Annotated in this window: 15 protein-coding genes; 4 read left to right on the plus strand and 11 right to left on the minus strand. The window is 56.7% G+C overall.

Annotated elements, in window-relative coordinates; all coding sequences use genetic code 11:
• Positions 1–8 precede the first annotated feature (8 nt).
• Genes RBB44_RS12675 through RBB44_RS12685 form a run of 3 tightly spaced genes read left to right on the plus strand, consistent with a single transcriptional unit; the run spans position 9 to position 2,307 of the window.
• Positions 9–1,547 carry an AMP-binding protein gene (locus tag RBB44_RS12675; RefSeq protein WP_306147710.1) on the plus strand — a complete coding sequence of 513 codons (1,539 nt, stop codon included), beginning with the start codon at positions 9–11 and terminating at the stop codon, positions 1,545–1,547.
• A 3-nt stretch (positions 1,548–1,550) separates the two neighbouring features.
• Positions 1,551–1,946, plus strand: a complete 396-nt coding sequence (locus tag RBB44_RS12680) for a MaoC/PaaZ C-terminal domain-containing protein (protein ID WP_306147711.1) — start codon at positions 1,551–1,553, stop codon at positions 1,944–1,946.
• A complete protein-coding gene (locus RBB44_RS12685; RefSeq protein WP_306147712.1) occupies positions 1,939–2,307 on the plus strand; it encodes a phosphate acetyltransferase in 369 nt (122 codons plus the stop codon). The genes RBB44_RS12680 and RBB44_RS12685 overlap by 8 nt, the downstream gene beginning before the upstream one ends.
• Positions 2,308–2,747: 440 nt before the next feature.
• On the opposite strand, the gene RBB44_RS12690 is transcribed toward RBB44_RS12685, so the two are convergent.
• From RBB44_RS12690 to RBB44_RS12715, 6 genes are all read right to left on the minus strand, one after another.
• A complete protein-coding gene (locus RBB44_RS12690; protein WP_306147713.1) occupies positions 2,748–3,542 on the minus strand; it encodes an alpha/beta fold hydrolase in 795 nt (264 codons plus the stop codon).
• The gene (locus tag RBB44_RS12695; RefSeq protein ID WP_306147714.1) at positions 3,539–4,600 is read right to left on the minus strand and encodes a branched-chain amino acid ABC transporter permease; all 1,062 of its coding nucleotides are present in this window, start codon (positions 4,598–4,600) and stop codon (positions 3,539–3,541) included. The genes RBB44_RS12690 and RBB44_RS12695 overlap by 4 nt, the downstream gene beginning before the upstream one ends.
• Before the next feature lie 10 nt (positions 4,601–4,610).
• Entirely contained in the window at positions 4,611–5,639 is a 1,029-nt protein-coding gene (locus RBB44_RS12700) for a branched-chain amino acid ABC transporter permease (RefSeq protein ID WP_306147715.1), read from the minus strand.
• On the minus strand, positions 5,636–6,361 hold the full coding sequence (locus RBB44_RS12705) for an ABC transporter ATP-binding protein (RefSeq protein WP_306147716.1): 726 nt from the start codon (positions 6,359–6,361) through the stop codon (positions 5,636–5,638). The genes RBB44_RS12700 and RBB44_RS12705 overlap by 4 nt, the downstream gene beginning before the upstream one ends.
• Positions 6,361–7,131, minus strand: a complete 771-nt coding sequence (locus RBB44_RS12710) for an ABC transporter ATP-binding protein (RefSeq protein ID WP_133951606.1) — start codon at positions 7,129–7,131, stop codon at positions 6,361–6,363. Before RBB44_RS12710 ends, RBB44_RS12705 begins: the two co-directional genes overlap by 1 nt.
• Positions 7,132–7,268: 137 nt before the next feature.
• The gene (locus tag RBB44_RS12715; RefSeq protein ID WP_306147717.1) at positions 7,269–8,468 is read right to left on the minus strand and encodes a substrate-binding domain-containing protein; all 1,200 of its coding nucleotides are present in this window, start codon (positions 8,466–8,468) and stop codon (positions 7,269–7,271) included.
• Between the two features lie 276 nt (positions 8,469–8,744).
• Between RBB44_RS12715 and RBB44_RS12720 the strand changes: the two genes are divergently transcribed.
• Positions 8,745–10,142 carry an adenylate/guanylate cyclase domain-containing protein gene (locus RBB44_RS12720; protein ID WP_306147718.1) on the plus strand — a complete coding sequence of 466 codons (1,398 nt, stop codon included), beginning with the start codon at positions 8,745–8,747 and terminating at the stop codon, positions 10,140–10,142.
• A 37-nt stretch (positions 10,143–10,179) separates the two neighbouring features.
• Here the strand turns inward: RBB44_RS12720 and RBB44_RS12725 are convergent, their stop codons facing one another.
• The 5 genes from RBB44_RS12725 to RBB44_RS12745 form a co-directional block, all read right to left on the minus strand.
• Positions 10,180–10,851 (minus strand): DsbA family oxidoreductase, encoded by a 672-nt coding sequence (locus RBB44_RS12725; protein WP_306147719.1) that lies wholly within the window; start codon positions 10,849–10,851, stop codon positions 10,180–10,182.
• Between the two features lie 36 nt (positions 10,852–10,887).
• Complete coding sequence (locus RBB44_RS12730) at positions 10,888–12,798, minus strand: monovalent cation:proton antiporter-2 (CPA2) family protein (protein WP_306147720.1); 1,911 nt, start codon at positions 12,796–12,798, stop codon at positions 10,888–10,890.
• Positions 12,798–13,415, minus strand: coding sequence for an NAD(P)H-dependent oxidoreductase (locus RBB44_RS12735; RefSeq protein WP_306147721.1), 618 nt, complete (start codon positions 13,413–13,415; stop codon positions 12,798–12,800). Before RBB44_RS12735 ends, RBB44_RS12730 begins: the two co-directional genes overlap by 1 nt.
• 98 nt (positions 13,416–13,513) lie before the next feature.
• On the minus strand, positions 13,514–14,233 hold the full coding sequence (locus RBB44_RS12740) for a glutathione S-transferase family protein (protein ID WP_306147722.1): 720 nt from the start codon (positions 14,231–14,233) through the stop codon (positions 13,514–13,516).
• Positions 14,220–14,831 (minus strand): NAD(P)H-dependent oxidoreductase, encoded by a 612-nt coding sequence (locus tag RBB44_RS12745; RefSeq protein WP_306147723.1) that lies wholly within the window; start codon positions 14,829–14,831, stop codon positions 14,220–14,222. Before RBB44_RS12745 ends, RBB44_RS12740 begins: the two co-directional genes overlap by 14 nt.
• Positions 14,832–14,850: the final 19 nt, after the last annotated feature.

Consider the following 14,850-nt stretch of genomic DNA (forward strand, 5'->3'; position numbering starts at 1 on the left):
GAGGACACATGGAGTTCTTGACCGATATGGCCGCCAAGCGGGCGGAACTAACACCTGACGCTGTGGCCTTCGCAGATTATGACACGGGGCTTCTTTATACATTTGCCGATATCAATGTCCGGGCAAATCAGCTGGCCAATCGTCTGCGCGAAAACGGCTTGTCACGGGGCGATCGGATGGCGGTGCTCTGTCACAATCATCCAGACTTCTTTGTTCTGCTGTTTGCCGCCCAAAAGTCCGGAATTCTTCTGGTTCCGCTCAACTGGCGTCAACCAGCCGCCGAGCTCAGGCCCATTCTGCACGCCTCCCGGTCCAGGGTTCTGTTCCACGACGGCGCGTTCGCAGAAGCAGCGCACGACCTTTCAACGGCGAGCGGCCTGGAGCTTATCCAGATCGGCGCGACCGCGGATGGCAAGAGCGCGCTCGACGCATATCTGAAAGGGGCCAGGCCCACCGCCCCCAACCAAGCTGCCATCAAGGCAAGCGCGCCCTGGTATCTGCTGTACACATCCGGAACGACGGGCCTGCCCAAGGCGGTTATCCAAACTGCCGGCATGGCCACTGCCAACATGATCAACTACTGCCAGGCGACCGGGCTAAGTACGCACGAAACAGGCGTCAACTTCCTACCGCTGTTTCATACGGCCGGGATAAATCTGCCGACCTTGCCGATCTTTCTGAACGGCGGATCTTCGACAGTGCTGCGCAAGTTTGACCCCGATGTGGTGCTGGACCTGGTCAATGCGGGCAAGGTCACCGCGTTCTTCGGCGTTCCGGCGATTTATCAGGCCCTTGCTCTGTCCAAAACCGTCGGCACAACGGATTTTTCAAAAGTCCGCTCACTGGGCTGCGGCGGCGCCCCCGTTCCAAAGCACCTTCTGGCCAGCTTTCAAAAACGCGGTGTAACGATCTGCAACGGCATGGGCATGACGGAAACCGGACCGACCGTCTTCCTGATGGACAAGCACCATGCTGCCGCCAAGATCGGCTCCGTCGGCAAGGCCCAGATCATGACCGATGTTCGCCTGCAGTCTTTAGATGGCGCGGTCGTTGACGGCGCGGGCGAAGGCGAGGTTCAGTTCCGCGGTCCCAATATCACACCCGGCTATATGGACAACAAGGAAGCAACCCTTGCGACCTTCACCGTCGATGGCTGGCTGAAGTCTGGCGACATCGCCCGCAGGGATGAAGACGGCTACTACTACATCGTCGACCGGATCAAGGACATGTACATCTCCGGCGGCGAAAACGTTTACCCTGCTGAGGTCGAAAAGGTTCTGGACGCTCACCCGGCCATTATGGAAGCTGTCGTGATCGGCGTTCCGGACGAAAAATGGGGCGAGGTTGGCGCAGCGTTCCTGGTATCTCGCCCTGGAGCAGAGATCGACACCGCAGCCCTGCCCGGCTGGTGCCGGGATCATCTTGCCCCTTACAAGATCCCGAAAACCTTTACCGTTTCTGACGATTTGCCGCGCACGGCTGCCGGCAAGGTCCGCAAAAACATTCTCAAAGACAGTTTGCTTCAAAAATTGCCCGAGGAGGCCTGAACTATGAGCCTGATTGACGAAGTACCGGCAACGGCAACTTTCACCTGGATCCCAACTCAGGCCGAATTCGATGCTTTTGCTAAGCTTTCTGGTGACGACAACCCGATCCATGTTGATCCGGACTTCTCGGCGCGCACGCGGTTCGGCAGAACGGTCTCGCACGGCATGCTGCTCTACACCCGCGTGTTCGGATATTTGCAGGAGCTCTATCCAGGTCGCGCTCATGCCGTGCAAAACCTGATGTTCCCCAATCCGTCCTATGCCGATGAAGAACTGACGCTGCGGTTTTCCGAAACTGCCGGCATGCCTGGAGAGATCCAGATTGAAATCTCAAGAACAGCGGATGGGGCTGTCACCCTGTCCGGAAGCTGCGAACTGACGGAGGCGCGTGATGTTTGAAGTCGGTCAACGCGACGAGATCAAACGGTCCTACACGGTTACCGACATGGCGGATTTTGCCGCCCTTGCCGGCCCAGAAGCAGTTGCGCCCGAGACTGTTCCCGGCCCGCTGATCGGCGGTCTCTTTTCCTATCTCCTCGGCGTCAAACTGCCCGGCCGGGGCACGAATTATCTCAAGCAAAGCCTTGAGTTCTTGACGCCCGCGCCGGTCGGTGAAGAACTCACAGCTTCAGTCACCATCACCCGCCTGCGCCCTGAAAAGCATTTGGTAGACCTCGAAACCGTTTGCGAGACTGCCGACGGCACCCGCATCTGCCAGGGCCGCGCCTTGGTCTACGTGGGGGACGTAGGCAAGGGGTGATTTCTACCATTCACTCCATCATGCCAAGGCTTTGACGCAAGCGGTCCGGCAAGGCCTTTTCTCCGCCACACCTGGCTTGATGTTGAGTCCGTCGTTTCCAAAGCGAAAGGGAAATGGCAAAACCTATCCTCACCTGCCGTCGTCATCCCCGCTTCTTGCGGGGATCCATTGGCACCCGAGGACAAGGAAAGGGGCATGGCATTGCAGTCCGGCTGCGGGCTCAAACTTTCCTCTGGCCGATGCGGGTCGGTGGATTGGATCCCCGCATGAAGCGGGGATGACCGCAGAAGGAGAAGGCACGGCTTTGCCGCAATCACGAACCGTCACCCCGGACGCGTTCCCGGGCCTACTCCTTTCCAAAGCGCGGGGAAAAAAGCGGAGCCAAAGTCCCCCCACTGGCATCACCCCTGTGCCATGCGGGAATGGCTGCTGATGCCGCTTTACCGGGCCACCTCACCCAGCACCAAAGCCTGGAACTTCTCCGGTTCTTCCAGATGCGGCGCGTGGCCGGAGTGGTCAAAGAGGGTAAGCTGAAAATCCGGGACGTTTTCGCAATGCCACTTATGGACATCCGGACCGTAAAGCTGACTTTTTGCACCAGCAGCCAAATGAAACGGGACTGGGAAGGTTCTGAGCAGATCCCGGAAATCGAGGGCTGTCAGAGACATCCAGATGTCCTTGAGCCAAAGGGGATTGGCTTTTGCGATTTCCCTGCTGGCATAGTCCAACAAGCCCGGGCACGGTTCGCTGTCAGCTGCAAACATACGCCGAGCGATCCGGCGCGGCAGGCGCTGCCAGTCGGCGGTAATCGTGTTGATGAAATGGGTGTTCTGGTCGGCCGTCAAACCGCTGCGTGTTCCGTTTTGCCAGCCTGCATCGTTCAGAACCTTCGGTGACATGTCGATGGCAATCATCGAGCCAATCCGATCCGCACCGTGCCGCTCGATAAGCGCATAGGAAACGAGTGCTCCCATAGACCAGCCGCACAAGACAACGTCTTGAAGGTCCTGTTCGCTCAAATAGGCATGGATGGCGTCTGCCGCAGCGTCGATCGTGCGCGGTAAGCGAACTCCCGTTGCCCCATGCCCGGGAAGATCCGGAACTATGCAGCGGGCATCGTCCTTCAAGTCAGCAACCTGGCGATCGAAGAACATGCCGGGGCAGGACCAGCCATGAACAAAAACAATCGGTCGGCCGGCACCCTCGTCGCGAATGTAAAGTCCTGATGCCGTCACGTACGCCCTGCCCTCAAGCGCCCCACAATTCCGGACGGGAAGAAATAGACGGACAGAATGAACAAAACCCCGAGCCACAGCAACCATCGTTCTGGCGCGACGAGTGTAGAGACAAGTGGCAGCGCGCTGGTGGCATCTGCAGCGACACCCATCAGGTTCTGCAAATAGGTCTGCGCCAGGATGAAGATCGTGGCTCCAATGACGGCCCCATACAGCGTTCCCATGCCACCGATCACAACCATCAGCAGGATGTCGATCATGATTTCCATCGATAGTGTTGTCGCCGGACCTGTGTAGCGCAACCAGATTGCGAGCAACGAGCCCGCCAGCGCTGCCATGACTGCCGACAGAACCGTTGCGGTGGTGCGGTACCAGACGACACGATAGCCGATCGCTTCCGCCCGGAAGGCATTGTCCCTCACGGCTTTCAGCGTTCGGCCAAAAGGTGAATTCACGATCCGCAGCATGGTCAAAAAGAGGATCAGTGAAGCGAAGAAGACAAGATAATAGAGCAGCAGCTTGCCATTGATCCGCACGTCGAAAATCTTTTCATCGACAAGTTTGAAGGCCGGCTTGAACTCACGCGGGATGCTGTAGTTCAAACCGTCTTCACCGCCGGTGAGCCAGGAGAGTTGCGACAACAGAACGGCAAATGCGCTGGCAACGGCAAGGGTGACCATGGCGAAGAAGATCGCCTTGACCCGTAAGGAAAACAGACCGATCGCGAGCGCGAAGACCGCTGCGACGATGGCCCCTGCAGCCGTGCCCCAAATCATGGACCCGTAGGTCGGGCCAGTCGTCGACAAGGCCAATGCGGTGCCATAGGCGCCGATCCCGAAGAACATGGTATGCGCGAAAGAGACGATGCCGGCATACCCCAGAAGCAGGTCATAACTTGCCACCAGAACGATGAAAATGCAGATCTTTGCGGCCGTTTCCAGCGAGCGGGTGCCGGGAAACAGAAACGGCGCAAAGGCCAGCGAAATCAGGATGACAAGCAGAAGCACGGCAAGCAGACCGCTGCGCGGCGTATCGCCTGAAAGAAGTTTGATCAGCATCTGCAGTTCCTCACTTCGCCTTGACGACCGGATAGAGCCCTTGCGGCCGCCACATCAGCACCGCCACCATCAACGCGATGGTTGAAATGAGCGCGACCTTTGGCGCCAGGAAGGCCGTGTAGTTGGCCAGCAACCCGACAAGCAGCGCGCCAATGAAACAGCCTTCAACGGACCCTAGACCGCCGATGATCACCACGATGAAAACAAGCACCATGATTTCAGAGCCCATGTGTGCGGTGATGGTCTCCTGGTAGAGGCCCCACATGACACCGCCAAGACCTGCGAGCGCGGAGCCCGTCATAAAGACGATCAGGAACAGGCGTCGGATCCGGTAGCCGAGCGACTCAACCATCTCACCGTTTTCAACACCGGCGCGGACCAGCAGGCCGATCTTCGTGTTCTTCAAGATATGGCGCATGCCGAGAAACAGCGCGAGGCCAATGGCAACCGCGACGAGGCGGTATTTCTCGATGGCCGCATCGCCAAGGACAATCGAACCCTGCAGCGCTTCGGGGCGCGACAGGTGCATCTCGTCCGGCCCCCAAACGACGTGGATCATCTGCTGCGCCACAATCAGCCCGCCCATGGTGACGAGGATCTGTTTGAGGTGTTCACCGTAAACGGGTTTCACAATCACCCGTTCGAAGGCATAGCCGAGACCACCGGTGATCAGCATCGCGGCCAGAATGGCAACCAGCAGAGCGCTCAAGTTAAGGAGCACGCTGGGTGAGGCGGTCCAGCCGGCGAGCCACGCAAGGACGGTAAATCCGACAAAGGCACCGACGGTGACAAACGCCCCGTGACCGAAATTGATCACGTCCATCAGGCCGAAGACGACTGTCAGTCCGGACGCCATGACGAAGATCATCATGCCCATCGCAAGACCGGCCACGGTCAGGGTCAGCCAGGTGGACGGATTGCCGATCGCAAGCAGCCCGGCCAGCGCCAGAACCGGAACAAGCAGAACTGGCAGTTTCTGCATCAGCTGCTCGGTTACGGGAACCTTTTCAATGCGCGGTTTGATCGTCGTGTCGCTCATTGGTGCGCCTCCAGGCTCAATCCCATCAGCCGTTCCTGCATTTCGGAATTGGCGGCCAGCTCCGCCATGCCGCCGGAATGAATGATCCGGCCATCATCCATGACAGCGACGGTGTCGCCGATGCTCGAGGCCATGGAAAAATTCTGTTCTACCAGCAAGATTGTGGTGTCGGTGTTCTTCAGCTCACGCAAGGCATCTGTCATCGCATTGATGATTGCTGGCGCAAGTCCTTTGGTCGGCTCATCGATCAGGATCAGGCGGCGCGGCTCAATGATGGCGCGGGCGACAGACAGCATCTGCTTCTGCCCGCCCGAGAGCGTTCCGGCGGACGAATTCCAGAAGCTGCCGATAGGGGGAAACAGCTCCTTGATCCAGGACAGCCTCTTTGGATCCATCGTCCCGTTTGCCGCAGCCAGGATCATGTTTTCTTCAACCGTCAGATCGGTGAAGATCCCCATGTCTTCGGGCACAAAAGCAATGCCCCGACCCGCGATGGCCGGTGTGTCCAGCTTAGTGATGTCGTGGTCGGCGAAATGGATCTCACCCTGACTGGCCGTCCAGAGCCCCATGATGGTGCGCAAGGTCGTGGTCTTGCCGGCACCGTTACGGCCGAGCAGAACGGTGACGCCGCCCTCTGGAACAATCAGTTCGACACCTTGGAGGATATGATAGGGACCGATATGCGTGTGCACGCCGGACAGGGACAAAAGCGTATCTGCCATCACGCGGCCTCCGGTGTCTTGCCTAGATAAGCTTCCTGCACCACCGGCAGGGCAATCACTTCTGCAGGGTCGCCATCCGCCACCAGCGCACCGTTGTGCAGGACAATAATCCGGTCGGCGAGGGAGCGAATGACATCCATCTTGTGTTCAACAAGCAGGATGGTCCGATCCATATCGGCCTTCAGCTTGCCGATTAACTCCAGGATGATCGGGACTTCATCAACACTCATGCCGGCTGTCGGCTCATCAAACATCAGAACCTGCGGCCCAAGGGCGATCAGCATAGCGACTTCCAGCTTCCGCTGATCACCATGCGGCAGAGCCGATACGGTCTGATCGGCCTGATCAATCAGCCGGACCTCGTTCAGCACATGATCTGCGCGCTCGATGAGTTCGATATGACTTTCGGCAATGGAAAACAAATCGAAGCCCTGGCGCGCCTTGGCCTGCGCCACCAGACGTACATTTTCGCGAACGGTCAGCGTTGGAAACAGGTTGGTCAGTTGGAACGCCCGACCGATCCCTTTGTCTGTCCGCTCGGGAACCGACATCCGTGTGATGTTCTCACCATTCAGAAGCACAGTACCGCTGGTCGCATTGAGTTGCCCGGACATCAGATTGAAATAGGTGGTCTTGCCCGCTCCATTCGGCCCAACGATGGCGGTCAATGTGCCACGGTCAAAGGCACAAGACACGTGATCGACAGCAACGTGCCCGCCGAAGCGAATGGTCAGGTCTTTCGTTTCCAGAATAGGATGTTCTTTGGTCACGGTTCGAAGACTTCCGAGCTCAAGGACAAAAGGATCAGGTCAACTGAAACGTTTGGGTTTCAGCCATCAAAACTCTAGCAGTGAAAGAAAGGAAACAGGGATCAAGGCAGGCTGCAACCCGCCTTGATCCAATAAGATCACTGGTTGCGGATCGGAATGTTCATGTCCTCGATCTTCAGCTCGCGGACCAGCTCAGGAATGCCCCATTCGACGTCCGGATCCACCTTGATCTTGAAGTGGTACATGGACTGCAGCGCCTGATGGTCTTCCGGGCGAAACATCATCTTGCCCTTCGGCGTTTCGAATTCCATGCCTTCCATGGCAGTAATCAGCTCTTCGGCGTCCGTGGACCCGGCCTTCTTGATCGCCTCGACGATTGCAAGGCCAGCCGTCATACCCCCGGCGGTGAAGAAATCCGGCGGCGAATTGAACCGCTTCTGGTGCTCGGCCACCAGCCAGTCATTCACCGGGTTTTGCGGGATCTCATGGTAGTAATAGGTCGCACCTTCCATACCCGGAAGTTCCTTATAGGCTTTCATGGCCGCCAGGATGTTGCCACCCGTTGCGATCTCAACCCCGAAGCGCTCCGGCTCCATCGCCTTGATCTTGGAGATCGGGTTGCCGCCCCCGGCCCAGATGACGAACAGGAACTTACGGCCCGGCTCGTCTTTCAAGGCATCAAAGATCCGCTGCGCATTGGCGGTGAAGTCCTTGGTATCGGTCGGTGCATACTCTTCAAAGACCAGATTTGCCCCGGTGCCCTCAAGGGCCTCCTTGAACGCTGCAACGCCGTCACGGCCGAAGGCGTAGTCTTGTGCAAGGGTTGCGATGGAGACGCCTTCCTGACCAAGAGCAACCGCATTGGCAATTGCATCCTGGGACGAGTTCCGGGAAGTCCGGAAGATGTAACGGTTCCAGTTCGCACCAGTAATGGAATCGGCAACGGCCGGTTCCACGATCAGGATCTTCTCATACTCTTCAGCAACCGGCAGCATGGCAAGTGCCACACCTGAGGACACCGGGCCAACAGCGATGTCCACCTCGTCATCGCCATAAGCTTCCGCCAGTGCGCCCTTGGCAATATCCGGCTTCAGCTGGGTGTCTTTTTCGATCACCACGATCTTGCGGCCATCGATTTCCATGGTTCCGTCAGTGGCGTACTCAAGGCCCATCATAAGACCTGTATGCGACTGCTTCGCATAGGCCTCAAGAGCCCCGGTCTTGCCGTAAACATGGGCGATTTTGATGTCCTCGGCCGCCGCACCAAACGTGCTGGCCGCCAGTAGTCCGAGCCCGGCCGCAAGCGGAGCGGCCCAGCGTGAAACGCGGATCGTCATAAAAATTTCCTCCCGTTTGCGCAGTATCGGACACCAACGGTGCTGGCGCTAGTCTCACAGCCAGTTTGTGAAGGTCCGTCCTACGGCTGCAATATATGAAACCTGAATCAGTATTCATGTCAAGAACCAATCCCGAGATCAATACCTCCTGTTGGGTCTCCAGGACTTCTTTCCGTATCGGCAGGTAGGCAGATGAGAAAGACGCATTCGGGCGTTTTTTATTTGGACAAAAATGTTTGATAACTGTCCCGATTACCGCAATGCGACGGAGCAAACATGTCGGCTCTCAAACTTACAAATCCATTCCGTATCTTCGCTAGGCTTCGCGAACTGCGGGACGAAGAACGCAAGCAAGCACAGTCCAACCTGTTTTTGTCTCAGGCGCTTGAAAAGGAGAAAATGGAGGGCCATCGCCTTGCCGTCATTGCCCGCACGGTCGCGCTTGGTCTGGTTATTCTCCTGATCCCTTTTTTGAACCCCACGCTCAGTGCCCTTTATTACCAGGCTTGGGTCTTGGTTTTCATTGCACTTGGATGGTTGCAACTTCGCCTGGCGAGCGTCGGATACTCCAGAGCGGAACTCCTGCTGATTTTCCTGGACCTTTTTCTGCTAACCGCACTCTTTACGACAGCCAATCCCTTCGTCAGCGAGGACATACCGACCGCGATCACCTACCGCTTCGACAATTTCATCTATTTCTTCATCATTCTGGCCGTTGGCACGCTTGCCTATTCATGGCGCACGGTTTGGGCAATCGGGACTTGGGTGGCCATTCTCTGGATGCTCGGCATGATCCGTGTCTCATTGTTCGGCCACGAGGTGCCAGAACTCAGCGCGCTGGCCGCCCAAGCGTTTTCAGCAAACCCCATAATCTTGGGGGAACTGGATCCAAACAGCGTGCAGCCCGGTGTCAGGATCCAGGAAATCGTCGTCTTTTTCATGGTCGCAGCGATACTGGCGTTGAAGGGATGGCGGTCAAACCAGCTGCTCATGCGGCAAGCGGATATCGCAGCAGAACGGGCCAACCTGTCTCGCTATTTTCCGTCAAGTCTTGTGGATGTTCTGGCCTCATCGGACCGCGATATTGGTGCCGTCCGGACACAGGACGTCGCTGTTCTCTTCACGGATATCGTCGGCTTTACCGAATTCGCCGAACGGCACAAACCTGAACAGGTGATGACCTTGCTCAGGCAGTACCATGCCATGGTTGAGCGGGTGATATTCCAGAATGGAGGCACGCTCGACAAGTATCTTGGCGACGGGGTGATGGCGACCTTTGGCACGCCTGAAACAAAGCCAGGAGACGCCGCAAATGCGCTCAAGGCTGCAACCCAGCTTCTCGAAGAAAACGAAGCCTTCAACAAAGGACAGGCGGACCTTGGCCTGGACCCGATCCAGATTTCGGTCGGCGTTCATTTCGGCCCTGTGATTCTTGGTGATATCGGGCCGTCACGCCGGCTGGAGTTTGCGGTCGTTGGCGACACTGTGAATGTCGCCAGCCGCCTTGAGGCAGCTACTCGCGACCTTGGATGCAGATGCGTTGTCAGCGAAGACCTGATGAGGAAGGCTGGACACTCTGATGAAGCCCTGCAGCCCGATCTCGCCGAGTTTTCCGAACAACAGGCCATCAAACTTCGTGGACGCAAAACGTCGATCAACGTCTGCACGATTTGACGCTGCTTGGTGCCAACAATGATCAGGTTTTGTTACGTCAGGCTGCTTCGCCCTCGACCAGCTGTTTTAAAATAGCTGCATAGTTGTCGACGCCTTGGGCGCCGGTGATCAGGTGCCGCCGATCGAACACAACGGCCGGAACACCCTGAATGCCATTTTGTATCCAAAACTTCTCTTCTTGTTTCACCGGAACGGCGTACCGCCCTTCTTCCAGGACCTTCTGCGCCTCAGTTTCATCCAGACCAACACTGCCGGCAATCTTTACCAGAACCGCATTGTCGTTCAGATCTTTCCCGTCCCTGAAGTAAGCTTCAAAAAGTGCCATTTTCAAAGGATGTTCTTGTCCCTGCGGGCCGGCCCAATGAATGAGCTGATGCGCCTTGAACGTATTGACCATTCGGCTCTCATCGGAAAACTGGAATTCAAATCCGAGCTCCTTGCCGAGCTCTGTCAATCTGTCGCGTGCAGCCTGTGACTGCTCAGCGGTCGAGCCGTATTTCCGCATGATGTGCTCACGCAGGTTTTCACCATCCCCGGCCATATCCGGGTTGAGTTCAAACGGGTGCCACTTGATGGCAACAGAAACCCCGGTTTTTTCGATCGCTTGTTCCAGTTGCTTGAAACCGACGATGCACCAAGGGCATACAACATCGGACACGATGTCGATCTGGAGCAGTTCTTCCATGTCGAGATCTGTCATGGCGGTCATTGGCTTGGTCCTTTCTGCCCCGTGCACAGCGGGTATTCAAAGTGTGGCATCGCCCTTTGGCGGCGGGTTCCACCCCCGCTCCGTGCGCTCATGTTTTTCATCACCGTGATCAGTCCGCATGATTTCAAACAGAGTTTGCGAGTGCGCGCGCATCGCATCAATATAAGACTTGTCGACGCCGCCGTCGTTATAGTTTTCCCGAAGGTCGTCCAGCATCGCACGATCGTGATGCCAAAAGTCCTTCGCTTTGCTGCGTGCCCGAAACGGGTGCATGCCAAGATCTATTAGGGCGCGGCGTCCCATTGTCATCGCGCCTTCAAAGACTTCACGTTCGGCATGATGGGCCCCCGCTTGTTCGAGTTCGTAGACATGGTGGCGGTCCCGTGCTCGCGCAAGGATCCGCACTTTCGGGTATGTCTTCGCAACATGCTCAACAACCATTGTCTGCTTGTCCCGGTCATCTAATGCCGCAATGAAGAGGTCTGCATCTTGCAAACCAGCTCCGTGCAGCAAATCCGGCCGCGTTGCATCACCATAAAAGGTCTTCAGGCCCACTTTCCCAAGATTTTCAACTGTTTGCGGATCGTGATCAAGGATCACGACATCATAACCGCTTGTAATCAGGAGCCGCCCGACGATCTGGCCGAACCGGCCCATCCCCGCAATAACAATGCGCCCTTTTCGATCGATTTCGTCAGCCGGTCTGGTGGATTGGGTTACAGCTCTGGGCGCAATGACCTTCTCATAGAGAATGAAAAGCGCTGGCGTCAGCAACATGGAAATCGCAACAACCAGGGTTAGTGTCTGCAGCAGGGCAGGTTCCAGAACACCGGCGCTCAAGGCAAAGCCAAACAGGACAAAGGCGAACTCCCCCGCTTGGGCAAGACCCAGAGCGAAGAGCCATTTGTCAGCGCCTTTCAGTTTGAAAATTGTCCCCAATCCGAAGAGAAGAGCGAATTTGGTGACGATCAAGCCGATTGCCAAACCAAAAATGGTAACTGGCGCGCCGAACAAGAGGTTGAAGTCGATCCCGGCCCCAACCGTTAGGAAAAACAGCCCTAAAAGCAGGCCCTTGAACGGTTCAATGTCACTTTCAAGCTCGTGCCGGTAGTCGCTATCGGACAGGACCACGCCGGCAAGAAACGTCCCAAGGGCGGGCGACAGACCAACAAAGTCCATCAAAAGGGCGATGCCGATCACCAACAACAGTGCGGTTGCTGTGAAAATCTCCCGCAGGTGCGATTCGGCGATGAACCGGAATATGGGCCGCATCAAATGACGTCCAGCCACAATAATGGCCGCAATCACGGCGAGGATGACCACTGCCTGCAACCAGCCGGGTAGGCTCGCCAACGCCTCGCCGCCATGCGCAGCCCCATCACTATGTCCGCCGCCATGCCCTGCGCCGTGGGAATCCCCCTGGCTGCCACCGCCATGGCCAACCGCGAGAACCGGCAGGATGGCTAGCATGGGAATGACTGCGATGTCCTGGGTCAAGAGAACCGAGAAAGAACTCTGACCGCCTTCCGTCTTCAGCCAGCCTTTTTCATTGAGGGTTTGCAAGACGATTGCAGTTGATGACAGCGCGAGGATCATGCCCAGCGCGACCGCGCTTTGCCAGACAAGGCCGAATGCCAACCCCGCTCCTGCAAAGACGGCTGTGGTTCCAAGAACCTGAAGCCCGCCCAGCCCGATAAGCTGCTTGCGCATTTTCCAAAGCATGGCAGGCTGCAGCTCAAGGCCAACCAAAAACAGCATCATAACCACGCCGAACTCGGCAAAATGCTGCACCTCGGTCGTCTCAGACCCGACGATCCCGAGAACGGGACCAATCACCACGCCAGCGATGAGATAACCGAGAACGGATCCAAGTCCCAGACGGTTCGCAATCGGCACCGCGATCACAGCCGCGCACAGATACACAAAGGCGTCACTGAGAAGTTCCATCAGACCGCCTCCCCTTTGAGAATGAAGTCGTCGAGAACATCCGAGATCTGTTTTGCCTTGGCAGCCTTTTCGAGATCGAACCGGTCCGCAACCATCGCCTTCAAAAGATCATCGTAAGCATTGCGGTGCACATTCAACCGGTTTTCTTCCAAGGCTCTTCCGGCGCCGAACATGATAAAGGGTGCCAGAAACCGCATGCCGCATAGGTCCGCTGTCTTCTCGAACGGGGCGAGCAAACTGCGGATATCGGAATGGTTCAGACCATCGGCTGAATAGGCTTCCGGTTTGGCACCGGCTGTCGTCACATTCATGAAGCTTTTTCCGACGAGCGCTTTGCCATGGAGGCCATAGGCGAAGCCGTGCTCAAGCACCAGATCCTGCCATTCCTTCATGATTGACGGCGCCGAATACCAATAGAACGGGTGTTGGAAGATGATGGTGTCATGGCTCCGCAGCCGCTCTTGCTCCACATCGACACGGATGTCGAAATCGGGGTATTCGGCATAAAGATCAACAGCCGTCACCCCTTGGACGCCTTTTGCAGTTTCAAACAGGGGCTGATTGATCTCCGACCGGTCAGGCCGGGGATGGGCGTAAAGAACAAGAACTTTGGCCAAAGGACACTCCGGTAAGCAAGGAAGGCGGCCAGCCATTAAGGACCGCCCGCCAACACGGTGAGTTCAGCTGCTGCGGCTGAACCGAATTTTGTAAAATGCTACGCTTTCTTTACGTCAGCTGCAAAACGCGCCGCATTTTCCTTCAAAAACGCGCTTTCGTCCGCATCGCCCCAGAAAGCCGGTTGAGCCTTCGGGATCGTCAGGGCCTTTTGAACCGCTGGACGCGCATCGATCCGGTCGAACCAGGCCTTGAGATGGTCCAGTCCATCTATCGAAACCTTTGCCCAAGGGTACGCCCGCGCCCAGGGGTAGGTGGCGATATCAGCAATCGAATACGCGTCCCCGGCGAGCCATTCACGGCCCTCAAGCCGCGTGTTCAAAACCTCCAGAAGACGACGCGTTTCATCGACATAGCGTTTGATGGAAAACGGTTCTTCGTGTCCGTTCGGCGCGGCGATGCGCTGGAAATACATGGCTTGCCCCATCATAGGGCCAACACCGGCCATCTGGAACATTAGCCACTGGTGTGTTTCTGAACGGGCCTTGGGTTCTTCAGCCAGAAACACGCCGTATTTCTCAGCCAAATACCACAGGATCGCACCGCTTTCGAAAACGGCGAAGTCGTCATTGCTGCGGTCGACAATGGTCGGGATCCGGCCGTTCGGATTGAGCTTCACATAGTCCGGAGCTTTCTGCTCCTTTTTGGAAAAATCAATAAAGGTCAGATCGTACGGAACACCGGCTTCTTCCAGAAAGATGACCGGCTTGTAACCGTTCATGGTCGCTGCGGTGTAAAGATGAATATCAGGCTGCGGCATGGGACGTGTCCTCTTTGAAGATTTCGGTCAGATGCGCATCGAAGCGGACAAAATCGTGTTCGATATCCGGGTTTTTCATGACATCGTAGGCAGCAAACGTCGGCAGTTTCTCAAGGCCGAAAAACCGTGCGTTCATATGCATCGGCATCATCAAATCATCGACGGATCGGCCCTCAAAGAGGAATTCCTGCGCGTCATTGAAAGCCTCGCGCGGCGCGTTGAATGTCACGGACAACATGTAGGTTTTGCCTGTGAGACTGCCGCCAGCGCCGTAGTTTTCTTTTGGTGCTTCGGTAGTACGCCCATCGCCGGCGCAAAGACGCCCATCCATTCCGGCAGTGTAGACATCGTCCTGATACTTCTTGAAAGACCACGGCACACCCATCCAGTTCACGGGAAACTGCATGACAATCGTGTCGGCCCACTGGTGATTTCCCACCTCGACTTCCGTGTCATAGTTCTTTGCGGTCTCAACAACCCGGACTTCATCGCCGCGATCTTCAAAAAACGCCTTGGCACGCTCGACCAGTGCAGCGTTTAGCCTCCCTTCGGCAAATGGATAAGGCTGATGCCCGTTAATGATCAGAATTCGCGCCATGTGCAAACACCTCTTGAGC

Source organism: Roseibium sp. MMSF_3247 (genome assembly GCF_030733765.1).
GTDB lineage: Bacteria > Pseudomonadota > Alphaproteobacteria > Rhizobiales > Stappiaceae > Roseibium.

What these genes read in the sequence shown, in the direction of transcription:
- RBB44_RS12675 (WP_306147710.1), top strand. Translation starts at nt 9, where the DNA reads ATGGAGTTCTTGACCGATATGGCCGCCAAGCGGGCGGAACTAACACCT.
- RBB44_RS12680 (WP_306147711.1), top strand. Translation starts at nt 1,551, where the DNA reads ATGAGCCTGATTGACGAAGTACCGGCAACGGCAACTTTCACCTGGATC.
- RBB44_RS12685 (WP_306147712.1), top strand. Translation starts at nt 1,939, where the DNA reads ATGTTTGAAGTCGGTCAACGCGACGAGATCAAACGGTCCTACACGGTT.
- RBB44_RS12695 (WP_306147714.1), bottom strand. Translation starts at nt 4,600, where the DNA reads ATGCTGATCAAACTTCTTTCAGGCGATACGCCGCGCAGCGGTCTGCTT.
- RBB44_RS12700 (WP_306147715.1), bottom strand. Translation starts at nt 5,639, where the DNA reads ATGAGCGACACGACGATCAAACCGCGCATTGAAAAGGTTCCCGTAACC.
- RBB44_RS12705 (WP_306147716.1), bottom strand. Translation starts at nt 6,361, where the DNA reads ATGGCAGATACGCTTTTGTCCCTGTCCGGCGTGCACACGCATATCGGT.
- RBB44_RS12715 (WP_306147717.1), bottom strand. Translation starts at nt 8,468, where the DNA reads ATGACGATCCGCGTTTCACGCTGGGCCGCTCCGCTTGCGGCCGGGCTC.
- RBB44_RS12720 (WP_306147718.1), top strand. Translation starts at nt 8,745, where the DNA reads ATGTCGGCTCTCAAACTTACAAATCCATTCCGTATCTTCGCTAGGCTT.
- RBB44_RS12725 (WP_306147719.1), bottom strand. Translation starts at nt 10,851, where the DNA reads ATGACCGCCATGACAGATCTCGACATGGAAGAACTGCTCCAGATCGAC.
- RBB44_RS12730 (WP_306147720.1), bottom strand. Translation starts at nt 12,798, where the DNA reads ATGGAACTTCTCAGTGACGCCTTTGTGTATCTGTGCGCGGCTGTGATC.
- RBB44_RS12740 (WP_306147722.1), bottom strand. Translation starts at nt 14,233, where the DNA reads ATGCCGCAGCCTGATATTCATCTTTACACCGCAGCGACCATGAACGGT.
- RBB44_RS12745 (WP_306147723.1), bottom strand. Translation starts at nt 14,831, where the DNA reads ATGGCGCGAATTCTGATCATTAACGGGCATCAGCCTTATCCATTTGCC.